Below are 17,387 nucleotides of genomic sequence, written 5' to 3' on the forward strand. Positions count from 1 at the left end.
TGGATCACAGCCTCAGTTGGAGGCGAGGAGCTTGAGCTCCGGGTGCGCGGTGCCGCCCGCGATCGCGGTGGAGGAGATGTGCGACTGCACGCGCGTGTCGACCGGGTCGTTGGCCGGGTCGTCGTGCACGACCAGGTGCTCGTAGGTGGTCGAGCGCTGGGCGGGCACGCGGTCGGCCGTGCGGATCATGTCGATCATCTCGCGCAGGTTGGAGCGGTGCTTGGCACCGGCGGAGGAGACGACGTTCTCCTCCAGCATGATCGAGCCGAGGTCGTCCGCTCCGTAGTGCAGGGTGAGCTGCCCGGCCTCCTTGCCCGTGGTCAGCCAGGAACCCTGGATGTGGGCGACGTTGTCGAGGAAGATCCGGGCGATCGCGATCATGCGGATGTATTCGAAGATGGTCGCCTGGGTGCGGCCCTTGAGGTGGTTGTTCTCGGGCTGGTAGGTGTACGGGATGAACGCGCGGAAGCCGCCCGTACGGTCCTGTACGTCGCGGATCATGCGCAGGTGCTCGATGCGCTCGGCGTTGGTCTCGCCGGTGCCCATGAGCATGGTGGACGTCGACTCGACGCCGAGCCCGTGCGCGGTCTCCATGATCTCAAGCCACCGCTCGCCGGACTCCTTGAGCGGGGCGATCGCCTTGCGCGGCCGCTCCGGCAGGATCTCGGCGCCGGCGCCCGCGAAGGAGTCGAGCCCGGCGGCGTGGATGCGGCTGATGGCCTCCTCCACGCTCACCTTGGAGATGCGGGCCATGTGCTCGACCTCGGAGGCGCCGAGGGAGTGGATGACCAGCTGGGGGTAGGCCTTCTTGATCGCCGCGAAGTGCTCTTCGTAGTACTCGACGCCGTAGTCGGGGTGGTGCCCGCCCTGGAACATGATCTGCGTGCCGCCGAGCTCGACGGTCTCCGCGCAGCGGCGCAGGATGTCGTCGAGGTCGCGCGTCCAGCCCTTGGCGGTGTCCTTGGGAGCGGCGTAGAACGCGCAGAACTTGCACGCCGTCACGCAGACGTTCGTGTAGTTGATGTTCCGCTCGATGATGTACGTCGCGATGTGCTCGGTACCGGCGTACCGGCGGCGGCGCACCGCGTCGGCTGCGGCGCCGAGCGCGTGCAGCGGCGCGGAGCGGTACAGGTCGAGCGCTTCCTCGGGGGTGATCCGCCCACCCTCAGCGGCGCGGTCGAGAACGGACTGAAGATCGGCCTTCTCAGTCACCGGAGGTGTCCCTTTCATAGGGGTTACGGGCGGACCGATCCAGCGTACGCCAGCGCCCCTGCCGCGCTGATCGGGGGCCGCGACCCCGCCTAGGCGGCGGCCGCGCCGAGCAGCAGCCCGCCGAAGGCGCCCGCGATCAGGAACGGGCCGAGCGGGAACGCCGTCTTGCGGCTCGCCCGGCGCAGCACGACGAGCCCCATGCCGTACAGCGCGCCCAGGACGAGGCCGAGGAGCGCGCCGCCCATCAGGCACGGCCAGCCGTACCAGCCGAGCGCGACACCGAGGCCGAGCGCGAGCTTCACGTCGCCGAAGCCCATGCCTGCCGGGTTGATCAGGAACAGCAGGAAGTAGCCGCCGCCGAGCGCGAGCCCGCCGAGGAGCGCGGTGGGCCAGGACCCGGCGTGCCCGGGCAGGAGCGCGGCGAGCCCGAGCAGCGCGGCCGCGGCGCCGGCCAGCGGGAGGGTGAGGACGTCGGGGAGCCTGCGTACGGACAGGTCGACCAGACAGAGCAGCACCGCGAACGGGGCGAGCAGCAGCCAGACGGCCAGTTCGGGGCGGGGCCCGGTGGTGGCGGCGAGCGCGGCGCAGACGAGCGCGGTGACCAGCACGGCAACCGATGGGCGGCCGTAACTCCTGCCGCAGGCCCCGCACCGCGCGCGGCCCAGCCACCCGGCGAGCGGATGCCCGGCCGGGCAGGTGGCGCGCCAGGGCTGGTCGGGTTCGACGGAGAGCCGGTGCAGGGGGCGCGGCAGCAGGTAACCCGCGCCCGCGCCCCACCCGGCCGCCACGGCGGTCAGTGTCGCGTTCACTGGACCAGGGTGCCCGTCAGCCGGCCGACGCCGCTGCCGGGCCCGCGTCGCCGCGCCAGGACGGCAGCAGTTCGTCGAGGAGGGCGACGGTCCGCGGGGGCAGGCCGCGGGGGCCGCTTCGGCCGATGAGCTCGGTGACCAGCGCGCGCAGGGCGCTCTCGTCACCGGTGTCGTGGGTGGCCCGCAGCAGTTCGTTCCACAGCCGCTCGTCCGACGGGGAGCTGGCGAGCGCGGTGCGCAGCGCGTCGATGGCCTTCTGCGGCCGGTCCTGTTCCCTGTGGTGGGCGCAGAGGGCGAGCGCCACGTCCGCGACCAGGAGCGGCAGTTGGGTGTCGATGATCTCGTGGCCGAGCCAGCCGTAGCGGCCGGCGGCGCGGTCGGCAAGGAGCGGTCCGCGCACCAGGCCGAGGGCGTCGGTGAGCAGCCGCTCGCGCACCGAGGCACGCCGGGCGCCCCGGCCCTCGGTCGCCTCGTAGTGCAGCGAGCGCAGCACGTCGAGGTCCGAGACGACCGACGGGGCGAGGGTGAGGCGTCCGCCGGCGTCCGTACGCAGCCGGGGTGAGCCGTCCTCGTCGGTGCCGAGCCAGTCCCGGAGCCGGCCGAGCAGCGCGTCGCGGACCTCGTCGGTCACCCCGCGCGGCCACATCGCGGAGGCGAGCACCAGCGGGTGGACGCCCTCGCGGTGCAGGAGGAGCAGGGCCAACGCCTCATGGAGCAGGGCGCTGCGCTCGTCGTCGGGCGCTTCGAGGCCGATGATCTCGTACGTTCCGACCAGCCGGGCGTAGACGGCGGGGCGTCCCTGTTCGGTGATGTCCACGAGGAAGGCGTGCGCCGCGGGGCCCGGGTCGTCGCCGTCCGGGCCCGACATCGCGTCGGCCGTGGCGAAGAGGCGTACGACGGCCTCGTGCACCGCGGCCGGGAGCAGTTGGGCGGTGAGTTCCAGGCCGAGCAGGGGGGCGGCCAGGATGCCCTCCTTGGTCACCTCCAGGTCCCAGGCGGCGCCCAGGCGGTGGCCTTCGCCTTCGACGCCCACCAGGCAGCCGATGCCCAACCGGCCCGCGCCCGCGGTCAGTTCGGCCAGCGCGGCCGCCTCGGCCTCGTTCGGGGTCTCCGCGATCATCACCAGGTGCGGGGCCCAGCGGGTGTGCTGCGCGGGGCCGGTGCGCCCGGTGAGGACGGAGTCGTGGCCCGCCGCGCCGAGCGCGGCGCGGCGCTGCTGGATCTCGGCGCCGAGGTCTTCGAGGAGCACCGCGACGGAGTCGAGGTGGCGCAGCCTGGTCGGGGCGAGGGCGCCCAGTTCGCGGCCGAAGCCGACGAGGGTGACGGTCATGCGGTCGGACCAGCCGCTGGTGGCGAGTTCGGCGGCGACCGAGGAGAGCACGGCGGCCCGCGCCGCGCCGGGACCGCTGAGGGAGACGAGGCCGGGGGCGGCTTCGAGGTTCAGGAGCAGCCGGGCGCCGTCGAGCGTGCCGAGGCTGACGAGGCCTGGGTAGGGCGCCGCCGCCGTCTCCGGGGTCACGTGGTCGTAGACGGATCCGGCCGTGCGCTCCAGGCGCCACAGGGTGGCGTCCCGGCCCTCCCGCCACGGGGCGGGCGGCTCGCCGGACGGCTGGGCCAGTTGCAGGTGGAGCTCGGTCGCCGTGAACCAGGCCGCGTACACGACGGGCAGCGGGCGGCCCGCCTCGTCGAGGGAAGCGGCGAGCCCGCGCAGCGCGAGGTCGAGGAAGCGCACGGCCTCCGGGTCGGCGCCGATCAGCAGGGCGTCGTGGACATCGGCGTCGGCGCCGGTCGGCACCGGAGGCTCCATGCCGCGCCGTCCGGCGACGGCCGTCATCGCGGACTGCCACAGCGCCATCCGGCGCCGGCGGCCGAGCGCTCCCAGCACGCCCGCGGCGAGCAGCGGCGCCCCGATGAGCGCGTCCGCGAGCCCGAACCCGCTCTCGGACGAGGACGAGGACGAGGACGCGGTGGCGGACTCGGCGCCGGCCTGCGGGGCCTGCTCCCGCGCGGGGGCGGAGGGGGCTTCCCGCTCGGGTCCGGCGCTGGGGGTGGCCGGCGTCTCGGCCCGCGCCCCACCGCCCTGTTCGGCGGCGGGCCGGGCGTGGTCGCCCGACTTGGCGTACTCGGCGATCTGCCGCTGGAGCGCGGGCGACGCCTTGGGCGCGGGGGCGGGCATCTCGACGAGGTCCCCGCCGTGCGCGTCGGCCGGCATCTCCATGATCCAGCCGGGCCGGATCAGGCTGGCCTCGGACAGCTTGGAGCCGTCCGGCTGCACCCGGTCCTTGTTGAGCTGGTAGATCTCGTGGTAGCGGCGCCCGTCCCCGAGGTGGCGCTCCGCGACCTCCCACAGCGAGTCGTGGTGGCGGCCCTCGGGCGGGTGGATCCGGTAGAACTTGGTGGCCCCCGCCTCGGCGTCGCCGGCGTGCCCCTGTTCCAGCGCCGCGCTCGCCTGCGCGGCCGCCTGCTCCTTCATCGCCTCGGCGACGGTGGCGGCCTGGTGCAGGCCCGGCAGTTGCTGGGCCGCGGCGACGGTCGGCTTGTGCGTGTTCTCGACGTGCTGGCCGCCGCTCAGTCCTGGCGCGAGGCTCGCGGCGGTAGCGGTGATGAGCAGCACCGCCGCGATGAGCTGACGGGCGAGCAGCTGGCTGGGCCCTGCGCCCGGCACGCGCGAGGGCAGCCCGACCCCGGACACGGCGGCCTTGACCTCCACGAGCACGCAGGCGGTGAACTGCGCCCAGGCCAGCCACACGATCAGCGTGAGGAGCTTGACGAACACCTTCACGGAGATCTGCTGCTGCACCATGTCGAGCGACGGCATCCGGTGCGGCAGAGGCCACCCCGCGCTCGACGCGAGCGCCGCGGGCACCCCCACCACGAGCCCGAGCAGCGCGACGAACGCGAGGAACGCCTTGACGAAGTCACCGGGCGTACGACGACGCGGCAACGGCTGCGGCGTCCGATTCGCCGGACCCGTCGCGCGGGAGGGGGTGCGTGCCATGGGGTGGGTTCCTGAAGGTGAGTGCGGGCCCTGCGGGCCGGGCCTGGGTCGGAACGGGCGGCCGGGGGCCGGGACCTGTGGCCCCGACTCCCCCTGCGGGGCTAGCGGTTGATGGACTGGATTTCCTGGACGGTGACAGGTTGCGGCTTACCCGTGTAAATACCGTCGGGCAGGGCTCCGCCCTGGCCGTCGGTGCTCGACCAGGTGATCTTCCAGGTGACGGTGGCCTTGAGGGTGTACGACCCCGGCCGCAGGTACTTCACCCCGCACGGGGGATCCTGGCCCGCTTTGCCGGACGCGAACGGCTCGCCCACCTGGCCCTGGTGAATCGTGCAGCCGCCGGCATCCGGGTAGAGCTGGGCGTCCGTCGTGCCCGGGTCGATCCGTACCGAGACCGGTTCGGCGGTGGTGGTCGCCGACAGCCCCGAGCCGGGCAGACTGGCGGTCACCGACTTCTTGGTGAAGCGGGCGTCGGTGGACCAGACCCAAGTAGGCAGGTTCACCGTCGATGTGCCGCTGGGCGCCATGGTGACGTTCGAGGGAGGCAGTTCGAGCTCGTCATAGGCGTACTCGGCGAGCGTCTTGGGGTTCAACGCCTTGGGATTCGACGGCGTGGTGCCGCTGGGCACCCAGAACGGCATGTCCGTGCAGGAGTTCGCTGCCGGGTCGTCCTTGCGGTTGGGGTTCACGACCCCCGCCCAGAACATCCCCTTGCCCTCTTGGTCGAGGTTGTAGTTCTTGTACTCCCCGTTCTTGTAGCGCAGGTCATACACATCGGCAACGAACCCCTTGACCCCGTCGATGAGTCCACCGATGAGGGGGATACCCGAAGGAGTTCGCAGGTCCTTGACCGTGGCCTCCAGCTCCTTCGGCGAGAACGCGGGCTCGTACCAGCAGGCGGGCGGCGTCCAGTTGCTGTCGGACGAGGTCAGCGTGCCGTTCGTACCGGAGTCGTCCTTGCTGCTTCCGCCCGTGGGTTTCGGGACGACCTTCGTCTCGACGGAGATCTTGCCGTCGCCGGATCCGGCCGCGACGCTTCCCCTCTGGCTGCCGTTGCCGTTCTTGCCGCCACCCGCATATGCCGTGGACGGGACTGCCGTGACGGCCAGGGACAGCGCGACGACTACCGACCTGCGCAGCGTGATGCGTTCACTCACATGCACTTCGTCCCTCCAGGTCCCGATGTGACGTTGACGGACTGCCATACGCCCTTGTCGTTCTTCTGCAGTTGCTCCGTGAAAAAGGTGTAATCGGAAGCCGACCCGGGCACGGATCGGTCCACCTTGCCGGTCTTACGGTCCTTCGGATAGGTCTGGGTTGCGTCAGCGCAGTAGCTCAGGGCGGCCGACTCACCGCTTACCGTGACGTTGCGGTGGTAGTAACGCGTCGTCCCCGCGAAGCTCCGGTTCTCCACGTAGTAGGACTTGATGTAGTCGGCGGCTGCGATCAGCGCCTTGTCCTTGTTGTAGTACTTCAGAGCCGACTCGGTGGACGCCTGGTCCCCGGTGATCGCCGTATCGATGGCTTCGAGGTTCTGCGCGTTGTCCGCCAGGACGGCGTCCTTGACCGGGTCGCCGGTCTTGCCGCCCTCGTACACATGCTTGACGTCCGCAGGCATCACGATCTTCGGCCGGTCCGCCGCATCCGCCGGGGCCGACGCGGAGGCCGACGGCGTGGCGGAAGCCGAGGACGTGGAGTCCGCGCCCGCGATCTTCTTCGAGTCACCCCCCTTCGAACCCCCACCGCACCCGGTGAGCAGAAGCGCGCCCGCTGCCGCCAGGGCAGCCGCGGCCGTCGTGGTCCTGTGGTTACGCATCGGGGGTCCTACCTCCGTGAGAGAAAAGGGATGCATCTCAGCCCACCTCGTTCTTCGCCACGGACCGGCCGCGCACCACGACCTCGCCGCCGTAGAAGAACCCGGTGAACACGGGCTTGTACGTCAACTGGATCTCCACCTGGACCTGTTGGGCGTCGCCGCCCAGGCAGCCGGACGCCGCGACGTCGGCGTCGGAGAGTCCCGAGGCCTGGGCGAAGGCCTTCACGCGGGCGCCGCAGTTCTGGTAGCGGATGGGGGCACCGGCGCCGGAGCCGTCGTACAGGGCTTCCTTGTCGATGTCCTGGGCCGCGTACCGCGCCGCCTGTTCGGCGATGTCGGCGGCGCGCTCCCGCTTGGAGATGGACAGGCCGCCGTCGATGACGAACGCCGCGAGGCCGAGGAAGAGGACCGCGAAGATGATGACGGCGGCGGCAGCCGACCCCCGGTCGTCGAGGCGGGCCCGCCGCGCCCGGAACCAGGCGTGCGGGGCCCGGGGCCAGGCGTGGGGAGTCCGCGGGCCGGTGGTGGTTCGTGGCGCGCTCATGCCGTCTTCCTCTTGAACGGGTCGAGCGGCGAGGTCGACGTGCCGGTCAGCGTCGTGGGGACGTCGAGACCGAGCATGGCGAGGCCCCGGATGCGGCAGCTGACCTCGACCGTGAAGAACTCGGTGTCGGTCCAGCCCGTACTGGTCTGGCGCACGCTCACCGGACCGGAGCAGACGTCGGCCAGGTCGGCCTTGGCCGCGGCCTCGGCCTCGCTGAGCGCCGTGCCGTGGTCCTTCTGGATGGAGCCGGCCCGCGCCGCGTCCCGGGCCGCGCTGTCCACCGCGCCCCGCCCGTCGACGAGCTGGCCGAAGGCCACCAGGACCAGAATGAAGAGGATCATCACCGGGGCGAGGATGACCACCTCGATGGTGGAAAGCCCCCGGTCCGACGCCGCCGCGGCCCGACGGCGCACGGCGTCGCGGATGCGGTGCGCCGCGCCGCGTACCGGCTGCGCGCCCATCAGTTCGCCCCCTCGCGTACGAAACGTTCGACCGGCCCCTGCGACACCGCGTGCACCGTGAGGTGCAGGCCGGGGAAGACCGTCGGCACCTTGGCCGTGATCTCGATGCCCACCGTGTTCGCCTTGGGCTCGACCGCCTGGACGTCGGGGGCGAGCACGAGCTGCGGGCCGAGCTGGGCGATGTAGCTGGACGCCTGGTCCCGTGCCTCGCCGCGCCAGGCGTCGGGCTGCTCGTCGGCCATGGCGCGCGCCTTGCGGGCCCCGGCCTGGGCCGCGGCCTGGGCCACGTGATCCGCGAAGAAGTACAGGCCGAACTGCACGGTCGCGAAGATCATGAAGAACAGCACCGGGGTCAGCAGCACGAACTCGATCGCGGTCATGCCGGAATCGCCGCGGGTGGAGGCTGCCTCCACCCGGCGGCGTACAAGAGCCCGGAGTCTGGTGCGCAAGGGAGCGGCGTCTCAGCAGGTCTTGTCGGCGCTCGCGCCCTTGATGCAGTCGCCGACCTTGGTGGCGCCGCCCTTGAGGGCCGAGTTGATGACCGCGGCCACCACGCCGACGATCGCCACGACGACCGCGGAGATGATGACCCACTCGACCGCGGACGCGCCGCGGTCGAGCTCGCCGGAGCGGGCGCGCTGGATACGGCCCTGGAGGAAGGTGACCAGGAAGTCGATGGCCGGGTGACGCAACTGCGGGCGGTTCATGATGAGTTCGTTTCCTCTCGACAGACGGTGGGGGGAGTGCGCGCTCAGACCTGGAAGACGCGCATCGCGGCGGGGAAGATCAGGAAGACCAGGAAGCCGGCGCAGAGCAGCAGCTGGGCGACGAGCATCGACTGGGACTTCTCACCCGCCGCTCCCTCGATCTCGGCCATCTCGCGATGCCGCATCGTTTCGGCGCGGGACGCCAGGGACTCTCGTACCTTCGCGCCGTCGTCCGCGACCAGGGAGAGCGAGGAGGAGAGGTCCTTCAGCTCCTCGACGCCCAGCTCCTCGCCGAGCCGGCCCAGCGCGAGCCACTGGCTCGTGCCCGTGATCCGGGCGTCCGCGAGGGTGCTGCGCAGCCGGCGCAGCGCCCAGCCGTCACTGACCTCGGCGGCTGCCATCAGCGCCTCGGGCAGTCCTCGGCCGCCGGCCAGGTTCATGGCCACCAGGTCGAGGTAGGCGCCGATGACCCGGCGCAGGTCACGGCGTTTGTCCGCGGCGTCGCGACGGATTTCGAGGTCGGGCAGGAAGAAGAAGACCGCCCCGCACAGAAGGGCCAGCCAGACCGGGATGATCGGGCTGCTGCCGAAGCCGAGCTGCGCGACGATCACGAAGAGCAGCGGGCCGAAGATCAGCCCCGCGATGCCGAGCAGCACCTTGGTCGCAAGGAACCGTTCCCAGCCGCGTTCGAGGACGGCGAGGTCGGCGCGGATCGAGCGCTGCTCCCAGCCCTGCCTGAGGTACAGCTCGGCGACCCGGGCGCCGATCCCCGCGCGCACGCCCGAGAGCCGGCCGGAGCCGTGCGCCTCGGGCTGCGGGGTGTACACACTGCCGGACGAGCGCATCGCGTCGATCCGCGCGACCTGCGACACCGCCGAACGCCTGGTCCGGGTCAGCGCCCTGATCAGTACGTAGATGCCGAGGCCGAGGACCGCGCCGATCAGCACCGGTCCCGTGATGATGTCAGTCACCGCACTCCCTCCCCAGCGGTAACAGGACGCTGTCCGTCGGCGTCCCGGTTCCCGGGCCTGCCCGAGGGGGCGTCGGGGCGTACGAAGCGGGGCTCCGGCTCGTCCCGGACCAGGAAGCGGTCCGGGGTCTCGATCACCGACAGCTTGCGCAGCCACCAGAAGCCGAGCGCGAACAGGCCGCAGACGCAGGCGAGTACGAGCTGGCCGACCGTCGAGTCGTAGGGCTTGACGAAGTCACGATTGAAGACCGAGAGTCCGAGCACGAACGCGATCGACACGGCGACCACGATCTGCACGCTGCGCCGGGTCGAGGAGCGCTGCGCCATCACACGGTGACGCATGTCGATCTCCTCGCGGGCCGACTTGGCGAGCGCCCCGAGCACCTGGCGCAGACCCGGGCCGCGCAGGCGCGCGTTGAGGATCAGCGCCGCGACGATGATGTCGGCGGACGCGTCGTCGATCTCGTCGGCGAGCAACTGGAGCGCGTCGGGCAGCGGCGTACGGGCCCGCAGCCGGTCGACTAGCGCGTCGAGATGGGGTCGCAGCGCCGGGGCGGCGGCCCGCGCCGATGCGGGGATGGCCTGTTCGAGGCCGACCGCGCCCGCGATGGTGTCACGCAGCGACTCCGTCCAGGCGGCCAGCGCCTCGACGCGCTTCATCGCGGCCTTCTCCTGCGCCGCGCCGCCGAAGAGCCGGTCCCAGAAGAAGACGAGCAGGCCGGTGGCGATGCCGGCCACCGTCCACCGCGTGAGCAGCAGCACCAGCAGGGCGACGCCCACCGCGATCGAGCCGCGCTTGCCCACGAACTGCACCAGCTCGCCGGCGCGTTCGCTGCGTCTGCTCCTGCCGCCCGCCTTCACCTCGACGCCGCGGATCGCGACGACGAGCAGGGCGAGCCCGCAGCCGACCGCGAGGCCCGCCGCGAGCGCATACAGCGTCTGGGCCTCGAAGAGACCTCCCATGGAGGGAATGCTGTTCATACGGCCCCACTCACCCCCAGGCCCCGGAAGGCCGGTAACCGTGCACGGCAAGCTCTTCGATGCACGAGACGGGGGCGTGCGGGACGACCCGCCCGTCCGACGTCTCGGCGAAGACCTCGCTGGACAGAACGCGACCGTCGCAGCCGTTCACCTCGCGGACCGAGGTGACCATGCGCTGGAGACGGCCGCCGCTCTCGTAGTTGTTGCGCCGTTCCACGAAGACGACGAAGTTCACCGCGCCCGCGATCAGCATCTGACTGGCCTCGATGGGCAACCGCTCGGTCGCTTGCAGGGCGTACGTCGAAATGCGGTTGAAGACCTCGGCGGAGCTGTTGGCGTGGATGGTGGAGAGCGAGCCGTCGTTGCCCTGCGACATGGCGTTCAGCATGGTCACGATCTCGTCGCCCAGAACCTCACCGACGATGACGCGCGAGGGGTTCATACGCAGCGAACGGCGCACCAGGTCGGCCATCGGGATCATGCCGAGGCCCTCGGAGTTGGGCAGCCGCTCCTCGAACGCCACGACGTTCGGGTGGAGCTCGGGAAACTGGTCGAGGCCGAGTTCCAGGGCCCGCTCGACCGTGATGAGGCGTTCCTGCGTCGGTATCTCGTTGGCGAGCGCCCGAAGGAGCGTGGTCTTTCCGGCGTTGGTGGCGCCCGCGATCATGATGTTCTTGCGGGCCCTGACCGCGCAGGCCAGGAAGTGCGCGACCTCCGGGGTGAGCGTGCCGTTCCCCACCAGGTCCGCCATGAAGACCTTGCCCATGCGGGCCCGGCGGATGGACAGGGCGGGCCGGCGGGCGACCTCCATGACCGCCGAAAGACGCGAACCGTCCGGCAGCCGCAGGTCCAGCTGCGGGTTGGCCGAGTCGAAGGGGCGCGAGGACAGACCGGAGTAGGCACCGAGCACCTGGATGAGCTCGATGAGCTCTTCGTCGGTCTCGGCGACCGGGTCCGCCCGGACCTCGCGGCCGTCCGCGTATCCGACGAAGACCTGGTCGCACCCGTTGATGTCGATGTTCTCGACGTCGGGGTCGTCGAGGAGCGGCTGGAGCCGGCCCACGCCGAAGAGCGCCGCGTGCACGGCGGCGGCGTACTGCTCCTCGGTCTCGGCGTCGAGCGGAGTGCGCCCGGAGTTGATCTCCGTACGGGCGTACTCCTCCAGTATCTGCGCGATGACGGCGCGGGCGTACTGACGCTCGTCCTCGCCCGACATCGCCGCCACGCCGCGCACCTGGTCCAGGCGTCGCTGTTCGGCGATCCGGTCACCGGCCTCCTGGCGGAACCGTTTGACCAGCGCGTGGTCGACCACGCTCATCGGCCGGCCCCGGCTCCGGCCCAGGCGGCGCCGAACTGCTGGTACAGGTCGGCGGACACCTTCCGCGCGCTGCGGATGAGCAGCGATTTGTCCAGCCGTCCGCGGCCGCGCCCGGCGAGCAGGGCGGCTCCGGACGGGTCGTGCGCGAGGGTGCCGACGACGCGGGCGCCGGTCTGCCCGGCCACCAGCATGTCGTTGACCTGGTGGGCGAGTTTGACCGAAGCGCCGGCCTCGGCGACCAGGATCACGCCGATGAAGGGGGTGGCGAGCGCGTTGCCGCGGGGGCTGCCGTGGAGCTGCGCGGACAGGGCCGCGGCCCGGTCCCGTACGCGCGCGAGGTGTTCGGGTTCGGTACGCGACACGAGCAGGGCGAGCGTGGCGTGCGGCAGCAGGTCGATCGCGGGCGAACCTCCGCTGATGCGGCCGAGGTCGGCGATGACGTCGGCCGGCGCGTGCGGCGATTCGCCGAGCGAGGCGAAGGCCCGGCCGAGCGTCGGCCAGCTGCCGGCGAGACCGGCCGCCTGCTCGGCGGCGCCGAGTCCCACGAGCAGTTCGAGCCCGCCGGCCATCGGCTGGGCGTGGTCCCACAGCTGGTCGGCGGCGAGCCCGCGGCGGGCGGCCGCGGCCAGCGAGAGGAGTCCGGTGTTCGGGTTGAGGGGGCCGCCGTTGGTGGCCGTGCAGCGGTACACGAGGTCGCCGCCCGCCGGGTCCGTCTCGGCGAGCAGCACGCGTCGGGGCCATACGGCGGCCAGGGCCAGGGCCGCGGTGGTGGCACCGGGAGAGCCCTTGTCGGATGCGAGTGCGATGAGCGCCATGTCTTCCGCGTCTTCTGTCTCTGCTACGTCGCCGGGTCGCCGCGCGACTCAGCCGTTGCCCGGCGCGACGCGCACCACGGCGACTTCGCCGGCGGAGGCGGCCTGGGCGAGTGCGGCCGCGTCGGCGGTGTTCACGGTGAGCGTGAGGGCGAGGTTGCCGCTGCCGAAGGACTTGTCCTGGGTGCCGGTGTCGCTGACGATCGCGCGCTCGACCAGCGGTGAACTCCCGCTCGTGGACCCGGAGTTGGCGGCGCCGCCCGATCCGCTTCCCTTGCTCGAACCACTCGAACCACTCGAACCACCGGAACCGGCGGAGTTGCCGACCCGGTAGACGGCCACCGTCTCGCCGTCCTTGAGGTTGGTCGGGTACTGGCCTTCCTTGAGCGAGACGCCGACGGCGGCCTTGCCCGCCTCGATGCCCCCGTCCGGCGCGAACATCTGGCCCACGAGGACGGTGCCCGTGTAGAGGTTGGACTTGGCCCGGAGCTTGGTCAGGGCGCCGTACTGATCCGGGGAGATGTAGTCGACCCCGTTGTCCGCGGCCACCATCACCGTGGTGAGATCGCCCTTCGTGACGGCGCGGCCTGCGGCCACGTCACTCTTGAGCTCGTAGACCTCGACCCGGTCACCGGCCCGCAGCACCAGAACGGTCGCTCCGAGCGCGCCGATCAGGATGAGCAGCACGGCGAGGGCCGCGAGGGCGGGCTTGCGTTCGCGCGGCGGCACCGGAAGCCGCTCGCCGACCGGCTGACCGGGCGCCGCCCCCCGGTGCGTTCCCGCCCCGCCGCGCTCCTGGACCTTCACGTCGCTTCTCCCCGTGGTCATTCTTTTGCGACAGCGTCGAGTTGAACAAAACCGGCCATAGTCCACGTAGGGCCGAAATCGAGTCACTTCAGGCCACGACGACTTGAACCGGTCCGGCCGCCCCGTCCCTCTTCGGGCGGTTCGCGGAGCCGTCACCACACTGTCAGATCACATGATCGCACCGTAGCAGCAGCCCATAGTCACCTCAAGGTGAGTTAAAGATCGCGAACATCACGCGCCCCACCAACACCGCCACAACCCGGACGGAAAGGCACCCTTGCGACCTCGCCGTCGCGTCCTGTTATCACTATGCAATCCGTACGGCCGGATCGGACGCCCGGCTCCCCCACAAGCGGCGAAGCCGCCCGGGGCCGACCTCCGACACACCCGCCCCGACCTCCGACGCACCCGCCGCCGACCTCCGCACCGTCCTGCCGAACGCGCTCCGGCCAGCGACCCGGCACCACGTCCGACAGGGCAGATCCGGCCATGGCGAGCCGCGGCGCTGCGATGCCCACCGCCCTCGGGGCGGGCGCACAAAAAGGCACAGGCGTCACGAACACGTCACTGGAGAGCGTTTCTGGACTTCGCGGGCGGCTCGGCCACGACAAGGTCAAGGGTGAACCCTCGTTTGCCAAAGGGAGCGGGGTAAATCCGCTCACACCGTACGATGGCAGGCTGTTGCCTGTCGGGGCGGACACCGAGTCGCAGCGCATATCGTGCAGCAGGCCGAAGGCCCACGGGCGGCGGCGCATCGCGCGCGGCAATTTTCGGGAGCCCGACAAGGCTGGAATCGTCCAGAAGTCGGCCCCCGCGACGTCGCGCTGTCGTAACAAGAGCGAAGTGAAAGGCATTGCGTCCATGGGGGATTACGTCGGCGTCGACCCGGTGCGGGTACGCAAACTCGCGGATCGCCTCCAGGACTTGGAGGGCGCCCTCGCCAAACACGGGGCTTTGATCCGCAAGAACTTCACGTCCTGGGAAAGCGGCCTCGACCTGTCCCTGCTGGGTCAGCAGACGCAGGCGGTGGGCGACGACGCCCGCAGCATGTCCAAGCGCGCCGATCTGGCTCGCAGCCTGTTGCTCGAAGGCGACGCGTCCGGCATGTGCACTCCGGACGGCGACATCATCAACATCCCGTGGGACATGACGGACGTCAACGCGCAGAGCGCCAAGGAGGCCAAGCAGGAGGCCGCCACGCTCAAGAAGGCGCTGGACGACCCGAAGGGCGCGAGCTCCCGCGAGGACATCGAGGCCATCGCCCGCTCCCTCGCCGACCACCAGGACGACCCCACCTACCTGGCCGCGTTCGCCAACGCGGGCGGCGTCGTCGACGCGGCCCGCGTCCCCCGCGCCCTGCACACGGAGGACGGCACCCACGGCGGTGACGTCCTCAGCAAGGACTCGCAGAACCTGGTCGCCCAGTACGCCACGGGCATCAACCGCATCTTCAAGCTCCAGTCGGCCGGCAAGATCCCCCCGAACCCGGAGTACGCGAAGGCCCTCACCAACCCGCCCGGCGACGACATGTGGTCCGTCGGCATGCTCTTCAAGTACGGGCCCAAGGGCAACGAGTGGGACACGGACGTGCTGACCAAGGTCGGCGGGGCGATGCTGGACTGGCGGAGCAAGCAGCCGACCATGCGGCCGGGTTACGCGTCGGCGATGCCGCCGTATTCGGCAGGCGGTTACGTGGGCAAGGGCGACGGCGGCTGGTACCACTCCCTCGGCCTCGACCCCGATTACGCCTCCTTCTCCAAGGGACCGGACGAGAACCAGAGCATCGTCGACGGCATCCGGGCCAACGACCCGGCACTCGCCGTCATCAACCGCCTGGGAGAGAACGCGGACGCGTCGCGGCACCTGCTGGCCGACAACGACTCCGGCCAGCGCTATGCCGCGGACCTCGTCGACTACCAGTGGCAGACGCCCGGCCCGGTGACACTCGACGATTCGGACGGGGTGCGCCAGGTACTCACGCTGGCGGCCACCGATCAGACCCCGGGGCACATCGACGAGTCGGGCGTGGCCGCCGCCAACATCCTCGCGGCGGCCGCGAAGCAGAAGGACCTCTTCGACAGCCGTACGGACAAGCATTACAAGAAGGCGAATTACGTAAATTACCCCAACGGCACCGCGGTCGCGCTGGCCGGCATCACGGCTACCTGGGCCGACGATCTGGGTGGCACGGGGATGTCCACCAAGAGCGGGACTGCCGGCTACTCCGCCAAATACCACAGCCTGATCGGCAACAACGCGGACACGGTCAAGGTCATGCAGTTGTTCGTCAAGAACAACCCGGGCGCGGCGGCGATGTTCGACGTAGCACTGCACGAGAAGGTCTCGTCGGCAGCCGCAAGCAAGGACCCGACGAAGGCACTGACCGCCATCGGCGATACCGCGGGAATGCTCACGAAGGCGAAGGTGAATGAGAGCTACACCGACGCGCAGCAGATCGACGAGGAGCACAAGACCAACAAGATCATCCTCGACACCGCAGGAAGCCTGTTCGGCTTCGTGCCCGCCCCCAAGCTGGGCGAGGCGGCGTCGAAGCTCAGTCAGAAGATTGCCGAGAAGGGCCTCAAGTACTCCCAGAACCTGGCGCTCATCGGAAGGACGGTCGTCGCTCCCCAGACGGATCCCTTCTCCACGGACAATGCCGCGAAGCAGGACGCCCTGAACGTGGACAGCGCGAAGGATCAGAAGGTTGCCTTCACCTCTTCGATTGCCCAGGGATTGATCAGGTCGGGCGCGGTCCCTCCGCCCACGGGCGCGTCCTGGTACGACCCGCAGACAGGAACCATTTCCCCCAATGCCAGTAATGACATCGATTTCCAGGGCTGGTGGAATCGTCTGCCGTCGTCGGCGGGCCAATACCAGAGCGTCTTCTACGGCGGCTTCGACCACGCCGAGGTGTCACCTGATGGTCATTAAGACGCGCACGCGAGTAACCCTCGCGGCCGCCACGACCGGTGCGCTCGTGTTGTTCTTGGGTGCCTGTTCGGCCGACAAGACCGAGAACGGTCCCAAAGTCCCCGTGGCAGAGACCGGAAAGGTGGCCGCTTTCGCGCTGAGCGAGGTGAGCACGGAGTACGACCTCAACCGCGCCTCCTCCATCACGAGCGGCCATGTCGCCTCGGACGGAAAGGGGAATGTGTTTCTGGCGGACGGCTTCAAAACCCCGGACATCCCCATTCTGCGTATGACGCCGGACGGCAAGGTCAGCCAGTTCGCGAAGGTCACAACGAGCAGCGCCGACTCCGGCTTCGCCGTCGCTCCGGACGGCTCCCTGGTGACCGGCGGAAATGACGGGCTCTCGCGAGTCCGTCCCGGGGGTACGGCGACCCCCATCCCGTCCACGCACCCGTTCACCCGTCCCGAGCCGATCGGGGTACGCCCGGACGGCACTGTCATCGTCACCGAAGACTCCAGCGTGTGGTCCGTGAAGGACGGCAAGGCGGACGAGATCCTGGCCTTTCCGGCCGAACAAGGACGTGCACGCGCAACCGTGACGGCGAACGGAACGGTCTACGCGACCAACGGCCGACTCCCGGACCTCCACGTGCTCGCCCCCGGCCAGGCGCCGAAGACCGTGACGGTGCACGGCACCCTGCCGGGAGCCGGCACGCCTCTCTCCGAGACGGCGTTCGAGGGCATGACCCAGGCCGGCGACGGCGGGGTCTACGCCCGCGTACTGAAGGATCCGCAGAAGGGCCCGGCCGGCTTCGTGTACCTCGTGCACATCGACCCGGCCGGCGCCCTGACCGTCATGGCACGGGGCTCCGAAGAAGCCAAATCCTGCCCGGCGGGGCAGTATCCGGCGCTGGACAACCCGTGCCAGCTGCCCTGGTTCCTCGCGCGAAGCGGCGACCAGCTACTGGCCCTGGGTTCCGTGGTCGATCCGGAACACAAGCCGACGCCCGCCCTCGCGATCCGCGCCACCTTCAAGTGA

16 protein-coding genes are annotated in these 17,387 nt (G+C 70.7%); 2 read left to right on the forward strand and 14 right to left on the reverse strand.

Annotated features, from left to right (window positions below; all coding sequences use genetic code 11):
• Window positions 1–12: 12 nt before the first annotated feature.
• The 14 genes from mqnC to ACGFW5_RS32340 form a co-directional block, all read right to left on the reverse strand.
• The gene (mqnC, locus tag ACGFW5_RS32275) at window positions 13–1,212 is read right to left on the reverse strand and encodes a cyclic dehypoxanthinyl futalosine synthase (RefSeq protein ID WP_393837881.1); all 1,200 of its coding nucleotides are present in this window, start codon (window positions 1,210–1,212) and stop codon (window positions 13–15) included.
• 89 nt (window positions 1,213–1,301) lie between these two features.
• Window positions 1,302–2,021 (reverse strand): prepilin peptidase, encoded by a 720-nt coding sequence (locus tag ACGFW5_RS32280; RefSeq protein ID WP_393837882.1) that lies wholly within the window; start codon window positions 2,019–2,021, stop codon window positions 1,302–1,304.
• 16 nt (window positions 2,022–2,037) lie between these two features.
• Window positions 2,038–5,019, reverse strand: a complete 2,982-nt coding sequence (locus ACGFW5_RS32285; RefSeq protein WP_393837883.1) for a BTAD domain-containing putative transcriptional regulator — start codon at window positions 5,017–5,019, stop codon at window positions 2,038–2,040.
• 101 nt (window positions 5,020–5,120) lie between these two features.
• Complete coding sequence (locus ACGFW5_RS32290; RefSeq protein WP_393837884.1) at window positions 5,121–6,176, reverse strand: hypothetical protein; 1,056 nt, start codon at window positions 6,174–6,176, stop codon at window positions 5,121–5,123.
• A complete protein-coding gene (locus tag ACGFW5_RS32295; RefSeq protein WP_393837885.1) occupies window positions 6,173–6,835 on the reverse strand; it encodes a hypothetical protein in 663 nt (220 codons plus the stop codon). Before ACGFW5_RS32295 ends, ACGFW5_RS32290 begins: the two co-directional genes overlap by 4 nt.
• Before the next feature lie 37 nt (window positions 6,836–6,872).
• Entirely contained in the window at window positions 6,873–7,379 is a 507-nt protein-coding gene (locus ACGFW5_RS32300; protein WP_393837886.1) for a pilus assembly protein TadG-related protein, read from the reverse strand.
• Entirely contained in the window at window positions 7,376–7,840 is a 465-nt protein-coding gene (locus ACGFW5_RS32305; protein ID WP_393837887.1) for a TadE/TadG family type IV pilus assembly protein, read from the reverse strand. The genes ACGFW5_RS32300 and ACGFW5_RS32305 overlap by 4 nt, the downstream gene beginning before the upstream one ends.
• Window positions 7,840–8,220: a TadE family protein gene (locus ACGFW5_RS32310; RefSeq protein WP_393837888.1), complete on the reverse strand. Its 381-nt coding sequence runs from the start codon at window positions 8,218–8,220 to the stop codon at window positions 7,840–7,842. The genes ACGFW5_RS32305 and ACGFW5_RS32310 overlap by 1 nt, the downstream gene beginning before the upstream one ends.
• Before the next feature lie 81 nt (window positions 8,221–8,301).
• Window positions 8,302–8,547: a hypothetical protein gene (locus ACGFW5_RS32315; RefSeq protein WP_393837889.1), complete on the reverse strand. Its 246-nt coding sequence runs from the start codon at window positions 8,545–8,547 to the stop codon at window positions 8,302–8,304.
• Window positions 8,548–8,591: 44 nt separating this feature from the next.
• Window positions 8,592–9,518 (reverse strand): type II secretion system F family protein, encoded by a 927-nt coding sequence (locus ACGFW5_RS32320; protein WP_393837890.1) that lies wholly within the window; start codon window positions 9,516–9,518, stop codon window positions 8,592–8,594.
• Window positions 9,515–10,498 carry a type II secretion system F family protein gene (locus ACGFW5_RS32325; protein WP_393837891.1) on the reverse strand — a complete coding sequence of 328 codons (984 nt, stop codon included), beginning with the start codon at window positions 10,496–10,498 and terminating at the stop codon, window positions 9,515–9,517. The genes ACGFW5_RS32320 and ACGFW5_RS32325 overlap by 4 nt, the downstream gene beginning before the upstream one ends.
• Window positions 10,499–10,508: 10 nt before the next feature.
• Complete coding sequence (locus tag ACGFW5_RS32330; RefSeq protein ID WP_393837892.1) at window positions 10,509–11,816, reverse strand: CpaF family protein; 1,308 nt, start codon at window positions 11,814–11,816, stop codon at window positions 10,509–10,511.
• Window positions 11,813–12,631, reverse strand: a complete 819-nt coding sequence (locus tag ACGFW5_RS32335) for a hypothetical protein (protein ID WP_393837893.1) — start codon at window positions 12,629–12,631, stop codon at window positions 11,813–11,815. The genes ACGFW5_RS32330 and ACGFW5_RS32335 overlap by 4 nt, the downstream gene beginning before the upstream one ends.
• A 48-nt stretch (window positions 12,632–12,679) precedes the next feature.
• Entirely contained in the window at window positions 12,680–13,435 is a 756-nt protein-coding gene (locus tag ACGFW5_RS32340) for a hypothetical protein (protein ID WP_393837894.1), read from the reverse strand.
• An 861-nt stretch (window positions 13,436–14,296) separates the two neighbouring features.
• Here ACGFW5_RS32340 and ACGFW5_RS32345 point away from each other — a divergent pair.
• On the forward strand, window positions 14,297–16,369 hold the full coding sequence (locus ACGFW5_RS32345) for a hypothetical protein (protein WP_393837895.1): 2,073 nt from the start codon (window positions 14,297–14,299) through the stop codon (window positions 16,367–16,369).
• Window positions 16,370–16,472: 103 nt separating this feature from the next.
• Window positions 16,473–17,387, forward strand: a complete 915-nt coding sequence (locus ACGFW5_RS32350; protein WP_393837896.1) for a hypothetical protein — start codon at window positions 16,473–16,475, stop codon at window positions 17,385–17,387.

This window comes from Streptomyces sp. NPDC048416 (genome assembly GCF_043200435.1).
GTDB lineage: Bacteria > Actinomycetota > Actinomycetes > Streptomycetales > Streptomycetaceae > Streptomyces.

What these genes read in the sequence shown, in the direction of transcription:
- ACGFW5_RS32285 (WP_393837883.1), bottom strand. Translation starts at nt 5,019, where the DNA reads ATGGCACGCACCCCCTCCCGCGCGACGGGTCCGGCGAATCGGACGCCG.
- ACGFW5_RS32335 (WP_393837893.1), bottom strand. Translation starts at nt 12,631, where the DNA reads ATGGCGCTCATCGCACTCGCATCCGACAAGGGCTCTCCCGGTGCCACC.
- ACGFW5_RS32300 (WP_393837886.1), bottom strand. Translation starts at nt 7,379, where the DNA reads ATGAGCGCGCCACGAACCACCACCGGCCCGCGGACTCCCCACGCCTGG.
- ACGFW5_RS32330 (WP_393837892.1), bottom strand. Translation starts at nt 11,816, where the DNA reads ATGAGCGTGGTCGACCACGCGCTGGTCAAACGGTTCCGCCAGGAGGCC.
- ACGFW5_RS32315 (WP_393837889.1), bottom strand. Translation starts at nt 8,547, where the DNA reads ATGAACCGCCCGCAGTTGCGTCACCCGGCCATCGACTTCCTGGTCACC.
- ACGFW5_RS32310 (WP_393837888.1), bottom strand. Translation starts at nt 8,220, where the DNA reads ATGACCGCGATCGAGTTCGTGCTGCTGACCCCGGTGCTGTTCTTCATG.
- ACGFW5_RS32325 (WP_393837891.1), bottom strand. Translation starts at nt 10,498, where the DNA reads ATGAACAGCATTCCCTCCATGGGAGGTCTCTTCGAGGCCCAGACGCTG.
- ACGFW5_RS32305 (WP_393837887.1), bottom strand. Translation starts at nt 7,840, where the DNA reads ATGGGCGCGCAGCCGGTACGCGGCGCGGCGCACCGCATCCGCGACGCC.
- ACGFW5_RS32345 (WP_393837895.1), top strand. Translation starts at nt 14,297, where the DNA reads ATGGGGGATTACGTCGGCGTCGACCCGGTGCGGGTACGCAAACTCGCG.
- ACGFW5_RS32295 (WP_393837885.1), bottom strand. Translation starts at nt 6,835, where the DNA reads ATGCGTAACCACAGGACCACGACGGCCGCGGCTGCCCTGGCGGCAGCG.